This is a genomic window from Citrobacter sp. RHBSTW-00570 (genome assembly GCF_013739755.1).
Taxonomy (GTDB): domain Bacteria; phylum Pseudomonadota; class Gammaproteobacteria; order Enterobacterales; family Enterobacteriaceae; genus Citrobacter; species Citrobacter braakii.
This window is the reverse complement of the sequence record NZ_CP056399.1, coordinates 450,336-468,181: the sequence shown is the minus strand read 5'-3', so window position 1 is coordinate 468,181 and position 17,846 is coordinate 450,336. Positions and strand designations below refer to the sequence as shown.

Below are 17,846 nucleotides of genomic sequence, written 5' to 3'. Positions count from 1 at the left end.
TTAGCCAAACTCGCGCAGGCGGTGCGCCATTTTACGGAAGAAGGATTCCCGGCTTGCATCGCGATCCTGCTTGCCGGTAATGACGACGGTAGCCGTAGTCCCCGCAGGCCACAGGGTTCCCTGCTGCTCATCAAGACGAATTCGCACCGGTACACGCTGCGCCAGACGCACCCATTCGAGATTGGAATCAATGGTCGCCATACCCTTTGCGTCCCGCGTGCTGCTGGCATTCGTTACGCCAGCCGCCACGCTATCAACGGTGCCCTTCAGCACATGATTACTGCCCAGCGGGGTGATCTCTGCGCGATACCCAGGGCGGACGCCTTCCAGCTTGGTTTCTTCCATATAGGCCAGCACATAAAAAGAATGCTGTTTGACCAACGCCACCGCCGTAGAGCCGCGAGTAATAAATTCGCCGCTGTAGACGTTCAGGTTAGTCACCCAGCCATCTGCTGGCGCGCGAATGACGGTACGTTCCAGATCTAATTTCGCCAGGTCGCGGGTCGCCTGCGCCTTCGCAAGCTGGTGTAATACGGTTTGCAGGACATTGTTTGACTGGTCAATCTCTTCACGAGACATAGCCTGCACGCCCAGCCGATTACGACGGCTGGCCTCCTGGCGTTTTTCCTGCGATAACACCTGATAGTAGGCGACGTCTGCTTCCGCTTCTTCGAGCGCTTTTTTATAGCGCGGCTGATCGATGGTAAACAGGACCTGGTCTTTCTTCACCAGTTGATTATCATGAACGTTGACGTTATTGATAAGCCCGGCGACATCCGGGGCTATGGCCACAACGTCGGCGCTGAAGCGCGCATCTCGCGTCCACGGCGACTCGGTGTAGAACACCCATGCGCGGAAAATGGCGATGAAGGCCAGAATGACCAGTACGAGAGTCGTGGCCGTACGGGAGAGTTTTCTTGTTAGTGTTTTCACTTCAACCTCAAACGAACAGGCGCGTTATTAAATAGAACAGGCAGCAATACAGCGCGGTGTTAAACAGAGCCGGGTGCCAGACAAAATCATAGATGCCAGTTGGAACCAGTACCCGGCGCACCAGCCAGAAAATCGCCAGTGACAAAAGTAATTCGAAAAAAATCGGTGGGAAGGACAGACCAAACACCACGATAACGGGAAACAGACTCATGTTGACCTTGGTAGCTTAAGAGAGTGCAGGTGATAGATTTTCTAGCGTATGTCACCGCAGAGAAGGGCAAGGATGAGCCAGGCGAGAGCGACATAGCTGTTATTTGAATAATAATATATTAACGTAACTGTTATGCTGTTATCTATATTATGTGATCTAAATCACTTTTAAGTCAGAGTGAACAATGGAACGATTAAAACGTATGTCGGTGTTTGCCAAAGTTGTCGAACTGGGCTCCTTCACCGCCGCCGCAAGACAGTTACAAATGAGCGTTTCATCGATAAGCCAGACGGTCTCTAAACTGGAAGATGAGCTACAGGTCAAGCTGCTAAACCGCAGCACACGCAGCATTGGGCTAACTGAAGCCGGTAAAATTTATTATCAGGGTTGCCGCCGGATGCTGCACGAAGCACAGGATGTTCACGAACAGCTTTATGCCTTTAACAACACGCCCATCGGCACCTTGCGCATTGGCTGTTCTTCAACCATGGCACAAAATGTCCTCGCCGGGTTGACCGCAACGATGCTGAAAGAGTATCCAGGATTGACGGTAAATCTGGTAACAGGCATCCCGGCACCGGATTTAATCGCCGACGGTCTGGACGTGGTTATTCGCGTCGGCGCGTTGCAGGACTCCAGCCTGTTTTCACGTCGCCTGGGAACCATGCCGATGGTGGTCTGCGCCGCTAAAAGCTATCTCGCGCAGTTTGGCGTGCCGGAAAAACCCGCCGATCTCAGCAACCACTCGTGGCTGGAATACAGCGTGCGCCCGGATAATGAATTCGAACTTATCGCTCCGGAGGGGATCTCTACCCGCCTGATCCCAGAAGGGCGCTTCGTGACTAACGATCCGATGACGCTGGTGCGCTGGCTGGCCGCAGGCGCGGGCATCGCCTATGTGCCGCTGATGTGGGTGATCAATGAGATCAATCGTGGCGAAGTGGAGATCCTGCTGCCCCGCTACCAGTCGGATCCACGTCCGGTCTATGCGCTGTATACCGAAAAAGACAAACTACCGCTCAAGGTCCAGGTGGTGATTAACTATCTGACGGATTATTTTGTCGATGTGGCGCAGCTGTTTCAGGGGATGTACGGCCGGGGCAAAGAGAAATAAAAAAGCCCGGTAGCGCTTTGCTTACCGGGCCTACATTCAGTGCCAACGCACATTCCAGGCCGGATACGCTGAGCGCTATCCGGCGACCGGGTCGTTACGCGGTGCCACCTACGGTCAAGTTATCCACCTTCAGCGTCGGCTGGCCCACGCCCACCGGCAAGCTCTGTCCTTCTTTACCGCAAACGCCAACCCCGTTATCCAGTTTCAGGTCGTTACCCACCATCGAAATCTGCTGCATCGCTTCGATACCGGAGCCAATCAGCGTTGCGCCTTTCACCGGTTTGGTCACTTTACCGTTTTCAATCAGGTACGCTTCGGACGTCGAGAATACAAATTTCCCGGAGGTGATATCTACCTGACCGCCGCCAAAGTTAGGCGCATAAATACCGTATTCAACGGATTCGATGATTTCCTGCGGCGTGGATTTCCCCGGCAGCATATAGGTGTTGGTCATACGCGGCATCGGCAGGTGCGCGTAAGATTCACGGCGACCGTTACCCGTTGGCGCTACGCCCATCAGACGCGCATTCAGTTTGTCCTGCATGTAGCCTTTCAGAATGCCGTTTTCGATCAGCACGTTGTACTGACCCGGTGTCCCTTCGTCATCGATAGCCACAGAACCACGACGGTCCGCCATTGTGCCATCATCCACAACGGTACACAGTTCTGATGCCACCAGTTCACCCATGTGACCACTGAATACCGAGGTGCCACGGCGGTTAAAATCACCTTCCAGACCATGACCGACCGCTTCATGCAGCAGAACGCCAGGCCAACCAGCGCCGAGTACCACCGGCAGCGTACCAGCAGGCGCTGCTACCGCGGACAGATTGACTAACGCCATGCGTACGGCCTCTTTCGCCCACGCGTCGGCACGGACTTCACCATCGAGGTCGCCAAGGAAATAGTCATAGCCAAAACGACCGCCGCCACCGCTGGCGCCGCGCTCACGCTTACCGTCCTCTTCGACCTGTACGCTTACGGACAAACGTACCAGCGGGCGGACGTCAGCGGCCAGCGTACCATCAGTCGCGGCCACCAGGATCAGTTCATAAACACCGGTCAGGCTGGCGGTCACTTCCTGGACGCGTTTGTCGGTGGCACGGGCCACGTTGTCTACGCGGCGCAGGATATCGAGTTTTTCTTCACGGCTCATGCTCTGCAACGGATCAACCGAGGTGTAAAGCGCCTGATGCTCCACGGCCCCCAGCGTTTTTACTTTGCCGTCACCGTTGTCACGCACGATAGTACGCGCGGCATGAGCGCTTTGTTCCAGCGCCAACAGGCTAATCTGGTCTGCATAGGCAAACCCTGTTTTCTCGCCGCTGATGGCGCGCACGCCAACGCCCTGATCGATATTGTAAGAACCATCTTTAATGATGCGGTCTTCTAAAACCCAGGATTCGTGATAGCTCGACTGAAAATAGAGATCGCCGTAATCAAGACGGCGTTCGGCCAGTTGGCCCAGGATGGCAAACAGATCCTGATGTTTCAGGCCATTTGCCGCTAGCAATTGTTCACTTACCAGGTTCAGACTCATCGTTTTGATTACTCATTTAATTCTGCCGGATAGCGGAAAAAAACGCCTTATCCGGCCTACGTTGTTAGGCTGCTGTAGGCCGGATAAGCGCTGCGCCATCCGGCAATACTATGTACTGAGATTGGGGCAATTACTCGCCCCCGTCAAATCATTGCTGGCTTTCTTTGCGCGGCTGACGCAGAACTTCGTTAATTTGCGGCTTATCGACCGGACCAGTGATGCGATAGCGCAGAATCGAGACTTTGCTCCACAGCGGCCCCAGCACCTTACTGGCGGCAAACACCGCCGCACCAACAATCGGGTTGACGGCAAACGCGGCGGCAACGCCTACGGTGGCAGATATTTCTGGTGCAACAATGGCTTCCATGTCCAGATCCCGGCGTACCAGGTTCACTGAACCTTTCATCGCAATGTCGGCTTCCAGACCGTCCACCAGCGTGTCGTCGGTATGCATCACACCATCTTTGATCCACGCCGTGCTGCGAATCGAGTCGAAATAGAAGCCTTCGCTGAAGGTGTCGCTAAAATCAAAGCGCAGTTTACGCAGTAACGCATCGAAGCTTAGCAGACGTAACAGTTGCCCCGCATGTCCGGTACTGAGTTCGGTAAGTTCGCCTTTGCCCAGCCGGGTACGCAAAATACCATTCAGCGAGGCTACATCAGGATCCCACGGCGGATTACGCCAATGCAGATCATACTCCACGTTGAATGAAGAATTGCGAATCGGCGTTGATACGCCAAAGAAACCGGCTGCGGAGTCAATTTTATTGCCGCTCAGTTTACCCTTCAGCGACGTTCGCTCCTTGCCCGGCGCATTCACCCACACGCCGTCGGTGGTCAGTCTGGCAAAACCTGTATCCAACAGACCGTTACTCAAGGTCAGCGTGTCGCCTTTAATCGCTACATCGGCGTCAATGCGCCCGTATTTCTGTCCCCACATCCAGCACTCGGCACAGCGCAGCTGAAGGTCCGGCCAGCCACGGAAGCTGACGTTGTCGATGGCTGAGAACGGCGAGGCTGGCGTACTATTTTGTGACGGTTTTGCCGCGCTTGGGTTGTAATAAAGATACTTAATATTGGCCAGCCACGGCGCATTATTGCGCATAGCCAGCGTGGCGTTAATTTCACGGCCCTGCGCCTGCACGGTGGAGCCATTGCTCGCAGGCTCAGAAACGATACTCAAATTATTCCACTGTTGACCGCCCAGGGATAACGATGGGGTACGCACCGTGATGCGCTGCGGGAAGTTAGCGTTGCTGCCCACGTTATCCACAGCGCCTTTCTGGAATAACGCCAGCCATTGCGCGCCATCCATAGGGGGAAGATTAAGCTCTATGCCTTGCTGATCGGGTAACGCTGGCACGGTGCGGCTTTCCGACGCCCAGATTGCGCGGTCAAGCGTCAGTTTCTGATTCAGTAGCCAGCGGCTATTAAAATGATTCTTGCTGCCAGCGTTGCCGGTCAGATCAAAGCTGCGCAGATTGCCGTTGGCCTTAACGTTCACCGGCAACGCCTCACCGGCCGCCTTATTCAGCGGAGAAGGTAAGTGACTACTTACATTCTTGAGGTCGCCCTTTAACTCAACGTTGTAGGTCGGCCCGGCATGATACGGAAGATCGATTCCTACCTTGCCATTCCACGCTATGCTACCGTTCAACGCGTCGTTGACCTGCGCCGGTAAAATCCCCATGCGGCTTGGCTGCCAGTCACCTTGCAGATTCACGGCTACCTGATAGGCTTTCGCCCCTTCGGTCGTGGAAAAGTCGACGTTCAGCGGCTGATTAAACCAGTTCGCGGTCATCGGCTCGCTCTTCAGATCACCGTTGATAAAGCTGAAATTACCATTCAAATTCTTCAGCGTGCTGTCGAGCGGTTTAATAAACAGGCTGTTATTACGCAGGTTGACGTCACCTTTGGCGGTAACCAGCGAGCCGTCTAGCGGAATATCAAGATGTAAGCGAGCATTCACATCGCCGTCAATCTGCAACTGCTCAAGCGTAGCGCCGAGTGAATCCTTCAATGGCGTCTCATCAAAATAAGGTCCAACCGCCTTGCCCGGCCCGTTGATGTCGGCATCAATCAGCAGTTTTTCTTTGGCATAGTCGGGGATGTTAGCCGTCAGATTACTGGCCTTCACACCGCCCAGATTAACGCTATCGGTCTTCATCCACAGACCGTCGTTAATGAAGTTCAGTTCAATATTAAGGTCAGTCAGCGCGGGCCAGTCGGGCTGGAAAGCAAACTTCGCATTGCGAAGCGGCACCAGTACCTGGAACTGCCCTTCATTGTGTAGATACGGGAACAGATGCGGGTCGCCGCCATACACCAACGTGGCGTTATCCGCTTCGCCGCCCTGAATAGCGCCGCTGAGGTAATCAACAAGCTCTTTGCCCATCAGGTTTTCCGGGAAGTAACGCCAGGCCTGAGAGCCATCGTCGGTGCTGATACCTGCCAGAATGCCCAACCATGGCTCATCATTGGCGGGCTGCAGATAGCGAAAACCACCGCGTGCGTGTACCGCTTTCGCTTTAACATCAATATTGCGCCCATCTAACTGGAAACCTTTATCATTCTTCAGCCAGCTTAGCGTCGCTACGCCATCCTCTATTTCCAGCGGTGCGCGAAAGACGGTTTCATACGGCATTTTAGCTTGCTTCATGGAAGCAGTGAGCGCCCCGTTTTCAACGCTGCCCGCGAGCGTACCGGAGAAATGTTCTGCCCCTGGCAGCAGCTTCCACTGTTTCCAGGCCAGATTGGTCCACGAGGACTGGAAGCGAGTTTTTTCTGTTGCCTGTAACGGGATATCCAGCGCCAGCACATCTATTTTGCCGCTCGGCTGCGTGGCCCGCCAGATATCACCCAGCGCAGGCGATAACTTGGCCGCCATCGGACGCAGCCCTTCTAACCCGGCCAGCTCCAGATTGCTGGCGCGGATGCGTAGCTCGTCGCTGCGTTTGTTATTCTCGCCGCCGACTTCCTGTTCAGGGATCCAGGCCAGCGTTAACGCCCCGCTTGGCCAGGGTTTATCATCCATCGTGATACGGGTATCGGGAATGGAGAATTGCCAGCCCGACTGCTCGCGGCTGATGTGCGCCGTCAAGTTATCGACGGAGAGCGTGTGCGTACGATTCTCTCCCAGCCAACTTGCCCCACCTTTTTTCAGCCAGACATCGCCGCCGGAAACGACACCTTTTCTGATCGTCATCCATGCTTCCAGGCTAAAACGCGCGGTTTGCAACGCGACATTATCCTGCATCCATTTACCCAGCCACGGCTTGACGTCGATATCGTCGGCCTGCAGCCAGATCCGACCGTTATTCAACAGCCCGTTGTCGTCACGCAGATCCATTCGAACCTGCATAACACCGTGCTGCCCGGTCAGACTGGAGAGACTGACCTGGCCTTCAGCGCGATGTCGGTTTTTACCGTTAAGCCAGGTAAGCTGCGGGATCGCCAGTTCTGCACGCTGGCCTGAGAGGGTTAAAAAGCTAATCTGGCTGTCGCGTAGATCGAAATGATCAAACTGACGCAGGAAGAGATCGCTCAGGTGGCCGGCTTCAATTCCATCACCGCTTTCGCTGCGCTGGATGGGGGTGTTGGTACGCAGCTGCAACTGCCAGAAGGTGAGATCGCGAAACTGCCAGCGCATGTGCAGCAAGCTTTGCCAGACATCCAGCGCTAATGTAACGCGCTTTACCGAAAATTCACCGCCATCTTTAAGCTGCGCATGGATATCACGCGCTTCAAGAGTAGGGCCGAAATTTTGCCAGCTAGCGGAAAGTTGGCTGGCGGAGACGGGCAGACCGGTAGCGGATTCAATCTTGTCAAGGATGGCCGGACGCCAGCTATCAAGATGAGGCAGCGCAAGGCGCAGCCCACTGACCAGCAGCGCTGCGATGACAACGAATGCGGCTCCAGTGAGCAGTAATATCCCCGGCAATCGCCTCACGCGCCTCTCCTTGTCTACCAAAAAATGTGACTCACAAAACCGTCTTGCCGGATGGCGGCGTGAACGCCTTCTCCGGCCTGCAAGGTATCGCCATTGGGCGTTTACCAGGCCAGATTACATCATGACAACGTCGAACTGCTCCTGGTTATACAGCGGTTCGACTTGTACTTTAACCTGTTTGCCGACAAAGATTTCCACTTCCGCCAACGCATGTGACTCTTCACCCTTCAGGGTTTCAGCCACTGCCGGAGATGCATAAACCAGGAAACGATCGGAGTCATATGCATGGTGTACCCGCACGATTTCGCGCATGATTTCATAGCATACAGTTTCCACGGTTTTCACCGTACCGCGCCCATGACAGGTCGGACACTCGTTGCACAACACATGCTCCACGCTTTCACGCGTGCGTTTGCGCGTCATCTCCACCAGGCCCAGCTGTGAAAAACCGTTGATGCTGGTTTTTACGCGATCCTTGCTCAGCGCCTGTTCCAGAGAGTGCAGCACCCGTCGACGGTGATCTTCATTATTCATGTCGATAAAATCGATAATGATAATGCCGCCGAGGTTACGCAGACGCAGCTGACGAGCAATGGCCTGCGTTGCTTCAATATTAGTATTAAAGATAGTGTCGTCGAGATTACGATGCCCAACAAACGCTCCGGTATTGATATCGACGGTGGTCATTGCTTCAGTTTGATCGATGATCAGATAGCCGCCGGATTTCAGTTCAACCTTGCGTTCCAGCGCGCGCTGGATTTCATTCTCAACGTCAAAGAGATCAAAAATGGGCTGGCGCCCGCTGTAATGTTCCAGCTTGCTGGTCATCTCGGGGATATATTCCGCTGTGAACTCCAGCAACGCTTCATAAGTAAGACGAGAGTCAACGCGGATCCGGTCAAGCTGGGCATCAGCAAAATCACGCAACACGCGCTGCGCCAGCGCCAGTTCGCCGTACATCTGGTAGCGCGTTTGCGGGCGCTTTTTACGCTCCATGACTTTAGTCCAGACGCGCTTCAGGTAGGCAGCATCTGAGGCTAGATCCTCCTCGCAGACGCCTTCCGCCGCTGTGCGAATGATGAATCCGCCCTGTTCATCGCAGTAATCCGCCACCACTTTTTTCAGGCGTTCGCGTTCGGTTTCGCTTTCGATACGTTGGGAAACGCCAACGTGCGAAGCACCTGGCATAAAGACGAGGTAACGGGAAGGAAGCGTGATGTCCGTCGTCAGGCGTGCGCCCTTAGTACCCAACGGATCTTTTACCACCTGCACCATCAGATCCTGGCCCTGGCGCACCAGTTCAGAAATGTCGCGCACGGTGAACTGTTTTTGTTCTTCACCCGCCACGCATTCGGTGTGCGGCATGATGTCTGAAGCGTGAAGAAATGCGGCTTTATCCAGTCCAATATCTACAAAAGCCGCCTGCATACCCGGAAGTACACGACTTACACGACCTTTGTAGATATTGCCTACGATTCCGCGTCGCGCCTCACGTTCAATATGAATTTCCTGCAGAATACCGCCATCAATGTAAGCCACCCGAGTTTCCGATGGCGTTACGTTTACCAACAATTCAGCCGTCATGTTTATCCCTTTTCTCACGCAGTGCGTTAAAATTGGTCAGCAACTCATACGTTTCTACCAGCGGTAAGCCGACTACGGCGTGATAGCTGCCATTGATCTTCCTGACAAAACAGCCACCCAACCCTTGAATACCGTATGCACCTGCTTTATCCATTGGTTCACCGCTGGCAATATAGCCCGCGATGTCCTCATCGGTTAGTGCTCTGAACGTCACTTCCGTCACCACCAGACAGTCCAGACTGTGCCGGCGGTCGGCCAATGCCACGGCGGTCATGACCTGATGCGTTTTGCCCGACAGTTTGCGCAGCATTACTGCGGCATGGGCGGCGTCGTGTGGTTTTTCCAGCACTTCGCCATTAAGGATAACAATGGTATCCGCACCCAATACCGGCAAATCGCGCTGCGCCAGCGCCACGCCAGCCTGCGCTTTTTCGCGTGCCAGACGCGAAACATACTGCTGCGCGCTCTCCTGCGGGTGTCGCTGTTCTTCAATCCCAGGCACCAGCCGTTCAAACCTAACACCAAGCTGAGCGAGCAGCTCCTGACGACGTGGAGAACCTGAAGCAAGATACAGAGTATTCATATCAACCTTATTGCACCGCAAACTGCTGACGGACTTTACGCATCAGTAAGAATAGCCATGGCCAAAGCACACCATTCACTACACTACTCCAGAACACTTCGGGTCTGAAAGAGACATTGATCACTAAAAACTCGGCCCAGAAAACAATAATATCCACGACCAGTGATAACAACATGACCACCAGCGCCTGTTGCCAGAGCGCGAGGTTACGGAATAGCTGGAATTTCAGCGCGACCAGATAAGCAATGATACTCATCGACAATGCGCGCACGCCAAGCGTGGAGCCGCTGATGAGATCCAGTATGGCACCCACCACAAACCCCGTGCCCACATTTACGCGATGCGGCAGCGCCAGGATCCAGTACAACAAGATGAGCAGTACCCAGTTTGGCCGGAAAACCAGAATATCGTCCGGCCAGGGCATGACTTGCAGCAACAGTGCAATAAGGAACGAGAGCCAAATCACCCAACGTCCCTGGCTACGATAGCTTGCCACTTACTGTCCTCCCGGCTTACGCGGAGCAGGTTGTGGCGGCGTGGTACCCGCAGGCGCTGGAGTCACGCCTGTTGCGGGAGCTGGCACTGGCGCAGGCGGCCCCATGGCATCTGGTGCAGGCAGAACTTGCGGCATCATTTGCATCAGACGTTCATTGGCAACGCGGTGCACTTCTTCTGGCGTCATCGGATTTGCGCCGTTACGATCGGCGCCCCACAACAGCAGCAGATAACGCAGACGCTGCAGACCTGCGGTCGGGCGTGCCTGAATCACGGTATAAGCGCGCTGAGTGTCCAGCTTAACGGAAGAAACAACACCAACCGGATAGCCTTCAGGGAAACGTCCCCCCAGACCCGAGGTAACCAGCACATCGCCAACGCGAATGTCGGTGTTGGCCGGCAGGTGTTCGAGCTGAAGATCGTCGGTGCAGCCGTTACCGGCAGCGATCACGCGGATATCGTTACGCAGTACCTGAATGGGCAGAGCATGCGTCGCATCGCAAATCAGCAGCACGCGGCTGGTCAGTTTAGCCACCGCTACGACCTGACCCACAACGCCTTTGTCGCTAATAACCGGCTGACCTTCGTAGACCCCGTTAACGCTCCCTTTGTCGATCACCACCTGATCGCTGTAAGGGTCATTAACCGTCGAGATGACCTGCGTCACCATCTTTTGTTCGTCCTGACGCAGCGGCGATCCCAGCAGCTCACGCAAACGCGCGTTCTCCTGTTTATATTGCCCCAGCATCAGCAGCTCGCTGTTTTTCAGCAGCAGTTCCTGACGCAACGCCCGATTTTCAAGTTCGAGTTGGTCACGCGAAGCCAGCGTTTGCGAAACGCCGTCGAGTAATTCACGAGGACCATTTGAGATAAAGTAGAAAGGACTGACGGCGGTATCCATGTACGTTCGGATTTGACTAAACGTACCCAGGCGGCTGTCGGCAATAATAACGCCGAGCGCCACCAGCACCGCCAGAATAAGGCGAATCTGTAGCGACGGGCCACGGCTAAAAATTGGCTTCATAGTCTATGCGTATTCTCGTATCAGAGCGGAAGGGCAACCCGCGGGCTACCCTACCTGCATCCGATTACTCTTCGCTGAACAGGTCGCCGCCGTGCATATCGATCATTTCCAGCGCCTTGCCGCCACCGCGCGCCACGCAGGTCAGCGGATCTTCAGCAACAACAACTGGAATACCGGTTTCTTCCATTAACAGACGGTCAAGGTTACGCAGCAGAGCACCGCCACCGGTCAGTACCATGCCGCGTTCGGAGATGTCAGACGCCAGTTCTGGCGGACACTGTTCCAGTGCAACCATCACCGCACTCACGATACCGGTCAGCGGTTCCTGCAGGGCTTCCAGAATCTCGTTGGAGTTCAGGGTAAAGCCGCGTGGAACACCCTCTGCCAGGTTACGGCCGCGAACTTCGATCTCGCGTACTTCGTCGCCCGGATAAGCGGAACCGATTTCGTGTTTAATACGTTCTGCGGTGGCTTCACCGATCAGAGAACCGTAGTTACGACGAACATAATTAATGATGGCTTCGTCGAAGCGGTCACCGCCAATACGTACAGAAGAGGAGTAAACCACGCCGTTCAGGGAGATAACGGCAACTTCAGTTGTACCACCACCGATATCCACAACCATAGAACCGGTTGCTTCAGAAACTGGCAGACCCGCCCCGATCGCAGCCGCCATCGGCTCTTCGATCAGGAATACTTCACGGGCGCCTGCGCCCTGAGCGGATTCACGGATCGCGCGGCGTTCAACCTGAGTTGCTCCAACCGGTACACATACCAGTACGCGCGGGCTTGGGCGCATGAAGCTATTGCTGTGCACTTGTTTGATAAAGTGCTGGAGCATTTTTTCAGTCACGAAGAAGTCAGCGATAACGCCGTCTTTCATTGGGCGAATGGCAGCGATATTGCCCGGTGTACGACCCAGCATCTGCTTCGCGTCATGGCCCACTGCGGCTACGCTTTTTGGCGAGCCGGCACGATCCTGACGAATGGCCACAACAGAAGGCTCATTCAATACGATGCCTTGTCCTTTTACATAAATAAGGGTATTCGCGGTACCCAGGTCAATGGACAGGTCATTGGAAAACATGCCACGAAATTTTTTCAACATACTAAGGGATAATCCTGAAAGCTGGGGCGGAAAACAAAATCCGCTTACTTTACCAACCACACGCAGCAGCGACAAGGCGCAAAAATCATCTGCTACGGTGAAAATTAGTGCAGTTCGTTTCCTTTGTTACAAAATCGGCCTGAGTCCATCAGGGCTGAATAAATCAGCAGCACTCCTCGCTTTTGTTTGCAACCTGTCAAAGGTCATTCACCTGCATGTTTGCTGTTACAACCTGGCGAGCAGACAAGCACACCCCCAGAAGGCACAGCGCGCGTTATTCTACGTGAAAACGAATTAAACGGCAGGTTAAACCGAGTATCTTTGCGAATATTTTTTCACGTTAGTGTCAAGTGGCTGTGATGCGGCAAAAAAATCCCCTTGCCCACCCGCAACTCCGCGTTCCGTCAGCGTATGCCACTCGCTACGCGAACGAACGCCCGTGGCGTAAACCTGCGTTGGTGTTCCAGAACAAGCCTCCACCAGGCTTTGCACCAGGAGCTGGTTTTCGGTTCGCTTATCAATATTCCTCACCAGGCTTGGATGCAGCTTCAATAACTCAACGTTAAGCTCTTTGATCCAACTGGTGCTCACCAGCGTTAAACCCGCCTGCGTAACGGCAATTCGCACACCCAGCGCATTCATCAATCTGATGACGGGCTGTAACCGGCTGATATGTTGACAGACATCTGCCTCAGCAAGTTCAATAATTATGCGTTTGCGTAATGATTTTTCGCACTGCATCAGCGTATCACGTAGCCAGCGCTGAAAACGTGGGCGAATTAGCGATTCAACCGTTGTCTGCATCGCCAGGTTTTCCTGCGGCCAGTAGCCCAACAGTAAGATCAGACGGCTGATTTGCAGACGGTCATATTCTTCTGCCAGGCCAAACTGCAGGACCATCGGCATATATTCCGCCGAAATAACCTCTTCGCTGCCATCAAAAATACGGCACATCAGCTCCCGGTGGTGCACCCGTCCTTCACGGGTTACCGCAGGCTTTTGATAAATTCTTGGTCCACCCCGGCTGAGCATCTGTTCGATCAGCGTTCGCCAGCGTACGTTACCCCGACCTTTTTCCGGTAGTGAGTCATCATAGACCGACCAACTGTTCCCACCCTGCAATACCGAGTTCCGCGTGGCGGCTTCGGCGTGATCCATCACTTGTTCCGTCGACTGACCGCTGCGGCAAACACAAATGCCAATATGAACCATATCGGCACGGTCGATCATTTTATTAGCCGGAAGCGCATCTACCGCTTTTAATAATTGCCCGGCAATACTTTCCGCCTCTTTCAGCGTGCGGTGTGGCAACAGGATGGCAAAATCGCTACGGTGGTAGCGCGCCAGCAACGCGCCCGGATAGCGCGTCATAAAAGTCGACAACAAATTGATTAGCGTTGAAATTTGTTCTTCCGCAAGGGTAATTCCCCAGCTATCGCGCAGCAGCGTAAAGTCCGGCAGGCGTACCATCATCACGACGCCATGCGATCCCACTTTTTCCTGATCTTCCAGCAGCGTTGCCAGTTGGTTATCAAAGAACAGGCGGTTGCTTAGCCCGGTTTTTGTATCCTGCGCCACATAGGAACGAATCAGCGTATCCAGTCGGCTACGTTGCTCGCGGGCACTTTGAATTTCGGTCAGCAGCATATCGAGCGCGCTACTGGTACGCGCAGGCCATTCATAAACAGTCCCCCGCACGTTCGGTCCACGTTCGCCGTTAAGAATGCGCGTTGAACGAATCTCCAGCAACTCTTGACCTGAAAGCTGACGCTGAAGCCAGCGCACAGACAAAAAGAGCATCAGTATAATGAAAGCAATCGCCAACGTGAGTGGCGCGGTAGTCATCAGCGAATGGAAATAGTTGCCCATTGGATCCTGATAAACCAGACGCAGCGACATGCCCGGGTGTTTGACCAACGGGACGGTGACATCACGATACAGATTGTTCGTCCCCGCCGGGCGGTAGCTACTGGTTCGGGAGTGGTCATACACCACGTGTTCGCCCTGTAGCAGTTCGACGCGCACGATATCAACCGAAACCATCAGTTCATCGATTTGCGGGGTTAGCGCAACGACATCGCGGGAGACAAGGTGCGTATCAATCGCTGTCGCCACCGCCTGAACACGGGTGGTGAACTTATATTGAATCGCGTTATAGAAACTCAGCGAGCAACCGATCAGAGTTACGAAGATCGTTAACCCTGTAAGCAGCGTCACAAAAGCTGAAAATTTCGTCGTTAATCGCATCCTTGTGTTAACTCCGACAGTTATGAAACAGGCATGAAAGTGATAAAGCGGCGCGAAAATGCAAAACTGAACGCAAAATCCGTCCATTTATACAAACAGTGTGGGCATACTACCAAATTAGGTATATCTGGCAATTTATTGCGCGGAATCGGCATCATGTTTTGATTAGCGAGTATAGTCTTCATTAATAATTTTCCAATCCACTATACGAATTGAGGACAGGTTATGCAGGCTTTGATCTTAGAACAGCAGGACGGAAAAACCCTCGCATCCGTTCAACCCCTCGACGAAAACCAGCTACCGGAAGGCGATGTGACGGTGGATGTCCACTGGTCAAGCCTGAACTATAAAGACGCCCTGGCTATCACCGGCAAGGGTAAAATCATTCGCAATTTTCCGATGATTCCTGGTATCGATTTCGCCGGTACCGTGCGCGCAAGCGAAGATCCCCGTTTTCATGCAGGTCAGGAAGTTTTACTGACCGGCTGGGGCGTGGGTGAAAATCATTGGGGTGGACTGGCCGAACGCGCACGCGTGAAAGGCGACTGGCTGGTTGCGCTGCCACAAGGGCTGGACGGACGTAAAGCCATGGTCATCGGTACCGCTGGCTTTACCGCCATGCTGTGCGTCATGGCGCTTGAAGATGCAGGTATTCGCCCGCAAGACGGTGAGATTGTCGTCACCGGCGCCAGCGGCGGCGTGGGCAGCACGGCCGTGGCATTACTGCATAAGCTGGGTTATCAGGTTGCGGCGGTTTCGGGTCGCGAAAGCACTCACGACTACCTGAAGAGCCTGGGCGCTAACCGTATCCTTAGCCGCGATGAATTTGCTGAATCTCGCCCGTTGGAAAAACAGCTGTGGGCTGGTGCGGTTGATACCGTTGGCGACAAAGTTCTGGCAAAAGTCCTGGCACAGATGAACTACGGTGGCTGCGTTGCTGCCTGCGGCCTGGCTGGCGGTTTCGCTCTGCCGACGACGGTGATGCCATTCATTTTGCGTAACGTTCGTTTGCAAGGGGTGGACTCGGTGATGACCCCGCCGGCACGCCGGGCAGAAGCCTGGGCGCGTCTGGTTAAGGATCTACCGGACTCTTTCTATGCTCAGGCCGCCACGGAGATTACGCTGGCGGATGCGCCGAAGTTTGCCGATGCCATCATCAATAACCAGGTGCAAGGTCGTACGCTGGTGAAGGTGAAGTAACAAGCTCTGGCGCAGAAATTTACACTTAATTAACGAAATTTCGCGGCATATCTACAGACTCCCTGCCATATTAACTACGCGTCCCCTGTCAGTTATGACGCGTAAGCCGGGAGTCTGTTATGAAGAAATTACGTCCATTTACAGAAGCCGACGTCACTGACGAGTCGGCTTTTTTTATGCAACGCCGCCAGGTACTGAAAGCATTAGGAATCAGCGCCGCCGCGTTGTCTTTCCCCCTCTCTGCGCAGGCTGACCTTCTTAGCTGGTTTAAGGGGAATGACCGCCCGCCCGCGCCCGCGGGTAAGCCGCTTGATTTCAGTAAACCCGCAGCCTGGCAAAATTCGCTTCCTTTAACGCCAGCGGATAAAGTTTCTGGCTACAACAACTTCTATGAGTTCGGTCTCGATAAAGCGGATCCGGCAGCCAATGCTGGCAGTCTGAAAACCGATCCGTGGACGTTAAAAATCAGTGGTGAGGTGGCAAAACCACTCACCCTCGATCACTATGCGCTGACCGCCCGTTTCCCACTGGAAGAACGGATTTACCGAATGCGCTGTGTGGAAGCCTGGTCAATGGTCGTGCCGTGGATTGGTTTTCCGTTACATAAACTGCTGGCGCAGGTTGAACCCACCAGCAACGCAAAATATGTCGCCTTCGAAACGATCTACTCGCCGGATGAGATGCCAGGACAAAAAGATCGCTTTATTGGCGGCGGACTGAAGTATCCCTATGTTGAAGGAGTGCGTCTGGATGAAGCTATGCATCCACTCACCCTGCTTACCGTGGGGGTTTATGGAAAAGCTCTTCCTCCACAAAATGGCGCGCCCATTCGCTTAATTGTGCCGTGGAAATACGGATTTAAAGGCATTAAGTCGATCGTGAGTATTAAACTAACCCGCGAACGCCCCCCGACAACCTGGAATCTGGCCGCCCCCAATGAATATGGATTTTATGCCAACGTGAATCCGCATGTCGATCACCCGCGTTGGTCCCAGGCCACTGAGCGTTTTATTGGCGCAGGCGGTATTCTGGACGTTCAGCGCCAACCCACGCTGCTGTTTAATGGTTACGCCGACGAGGTCGCTTCGCTGTACCGTGGTCTTAACCTGCAGGAGAATTTTTGAGTGCGCCTGACTGCAAAGCACATTACCGGGCTGAAAGTTTGCCTGCACCTTGCCGGCTTTTTACCGTTTGTCTGGCTATTTTGGGCGGTGAATCACGGTGGTCTGAGCGCAGACCCGGTCAAAGATATCCAGCACTTTACCGGTAGGACAGCTCTGAAATTCTTGCTGGCGACCTTGCTGGTCTCTCCCCTCGCGCGCTACGCTAAACAGCCATTATTGATACGCACACGGCGCCTGTTAGGGCTATGGTGTTTCGCCTGGGCAACGTTGCATTTAACCAGCTACGCACTCCTGGAACTGGGCATTCATAATCTGGCGCTGTTAGGACGGGAATTAATCACGCGACCTTATTTGATGCTGGGCATTGCCAGTTGGGGCATATTATTCGCCCTCACGTTAACCTCCACCCAGTCGGCTCAGCGAAAACTGGGCAAAAATTGGCAGTATTTGCACAACTTCGTCTATCTTGTGGCGATCCTGGCACCCATACATTATCTGTGGTCGGTAAAAATTATCTCCCCTCAACCGATTATTTATGCAGCACTCGCTGTGGTGTTGTTAGCCTGCCGTTACAAGAAGTTTCGCCAGTGGTGGCGGTAGTTTCACGTTATGTGCAGTGCGTTACAAAATGTGGACGATCCGATTTTCTTTACATGTTAACGGTTGATTATCTTCCCTGATAAGACCAGTATTTAGCTGCCAATTGCTACGAAATAGTTATAATGTGCGACTTT

General features: G+C 53.8%; 14 protein-coding genes. 4 read left to right on the top strand and 10 right to left on the bottom strand.

All coding sequences use genetic code 11. The annotated features are described in order from the left end of the window. Together aaeA and aaeX are read right to left on the bottom strand one after the other, a co-directional pair. Positions 1-933: a p-hydroxybenzoic acid efflux pump subunit AaeA gene (gene aaeA / locus HV237_RS02270; protein WP_047358538.1), complete on the bottom strand. Its 933-nt coding sequence runs from the start codon at positions 931-933 to the stop codon at positions 1-3. Between the two features lie 7 nt (positions 934-940). Then, complete coding sequence (aaeX, locus tag HV237_RS02265) at positions 941-1,144, bottom strand: p-hydroxybenzoic acid efflux pump operon protein AaeX (RefSeq protein ID WP_003025177.1); 204 nt, start codon at positions 1,142-1,144, stop codon at positions 941-943. Positions 1,145-1,328: 184 nt separating this feature from the next. On the opposite strand from aaeX, the gene aaeR reads away from it, so the two are divergent. Then, entirely contained in the window at positions 1,329-2,258 is a 930-nt protein-coding gene (gene aaeR, locus HV237_RS02260) for an HTH-type transcriptional activator AaeR (RefSeq protein ID WP_016157586.1), read from the top strand. A gap of 94 nt (positions 2,259-2,352) precedes the next feature. Here aaeR and tldD read toward each other — a convergent pair whose 3' ends face one another. The 8 genes from tldD to csrD form a co-directional block, all read right to left on the bottom strand. Then, positions 2,353-3,798: a metalloprotease TldD gene (tldD, locus tag HV237_RS02255; RefSeq protein ID WP_019077799.1), complete on the bottom strand. Its 1,446-nt coding sequence runs from the start codon at positions 3,796-3,798 to the stop codon at positions 2,353-2,355. 148 nt (positions 3,799-3,946) lie between these two features. After that, positions 3,947-7,747 carry an AsmA2 domain-containing protein YhdP gene (yhdP, locus tag HV237_RS02250; protein WP_047358539.1) on the bottom strand — a complete coding sequence of 1,267 codons (3,801 nt, stop codon included), beginning with the start codon at positions 7,745-7,747 and terminating at the stop codon, positions 3,947-3,949. 114 nt (positions 7,748-7,861) lie between these two features. After that, positions 7,862-9,331, bottom strand: coding sequence for a ribonuclease G (gene rng, locus HV237_RS02245; protein WP_003828822.1), 1,470 nt, complete (start codon positions 9,329-9,331; stop codon positions 7,862-7,864). Beyond that, on the bottom strand, positions 9,321-9,914 hold the full coding sequence (locus tag HV237_RS02240) for a nucleoside triphosphate pyrophosphatase (protein WP_047358540.1): 594 nt from the start codon (positions 9,912-9,914) through the stop codon (positions 9,321-9,323). Before HV237_RS02240 ends, rng begins: the two co-directional genes overlap by 11 nt. Positions 9,915-9,921: 7 nt before the next feature. Beyond that, complete coding sequence (gene mreD / locus HV237_RS02235) at positions 9,922-10,410, bottom strand: rod shape-determining protein MreD (RefSeq protein WP_003025196.1); 489 nt, start codon at positions 10,408-10,410, stop codon at positions 9,922-9,924. After that, on the bottom strand, positions 10,411-11,433 hold the full coding sequence (gene mreC / locus HV237_RS02230; RefSeq protein ID WP_016154716.1) for a rod shape-determining protein MreC: 1,023 nt from the start codon (positions 11,431-11,433) through the stop codon (positions 10,411-10,413). It abuts the gene before it with no gap. Between the two features lie 64 nt (positions 11,434-11,497). After that, positions 11,498-12,541 carry a rod shape-determining protein MreB gene (gene mreB, locus HV237_RS02225; protein ID WP_000913396.1) on the bottom strand — a complete coding sequence of 348 codons (1,044 nt, stop codon included), beginning with the start codon at positions 12,539-12,541 and terminating at the stop codon, positions 11,498-11,500. Between the two features lie 306 nt (positions 12,542-12,847). Then, the gene (gene csrD / locus HV237_RS02220) at positions 12,848-14,788 is read right to left on the bottom strand and encodes an RNase E specificity factor CsrD (protein ID WP_016154717.1); all 1,941 of its coding nucleotides are present in this window, start codon (positions 14,786-14,788) and stop codon (positions 12,848-12,850) included. 225 nt (positions 14,789-15,013) lie between these two features. On the opposite strand from csrD, the gene HV237_RS02215 reads away from it, so the two are divergent. The 3 genes from HV237_RS02215 to msrQ all read left to right on the top strand — a co-directional run bounded on the left by HV237_RS02215 (position 15,014) and on the right by msrQ (position 17,712). Continuing rightward, entirely contained in the window at positions 15,014-15,988 is a 975-nt protein-coding gene (locus HV237_RS02215; RefSeq protein ID WP_047358541.1) for an MDR family oxidoreductase, read from the top strand. A 119-nt stretch (positions 15,989-16,107) separates the two neighbouring features. Beyond that, positions 16,108-17,112 carry a protein-methionine-sulfoxide reductase catalytic subunit MsrP gene (gene msrP, locus HV237_RS02210; RefSeq protein ID WP_181541669.1) on the top strand — a complete coding sequence of 335 codons (1,005 nt, stop codon included), beginning with the start codon at positions 16,108-16,110 and terminating at the stop codon, positions 17,110-17,112. Continuing rightward, a complete protein-coding gene (msrQ, locus tag HV237_RS02205; RefSeq protein WP_016157592.1) occupies positions 17,113-17,712 on the top strand; it encodes a protein-methionine-sulfoxide reductase heme-binding subunit MsrQ in 600 nt (199 codons plus the stop codon). Positions 17,713-17,846: the final 134 nt, after the last annotated feature.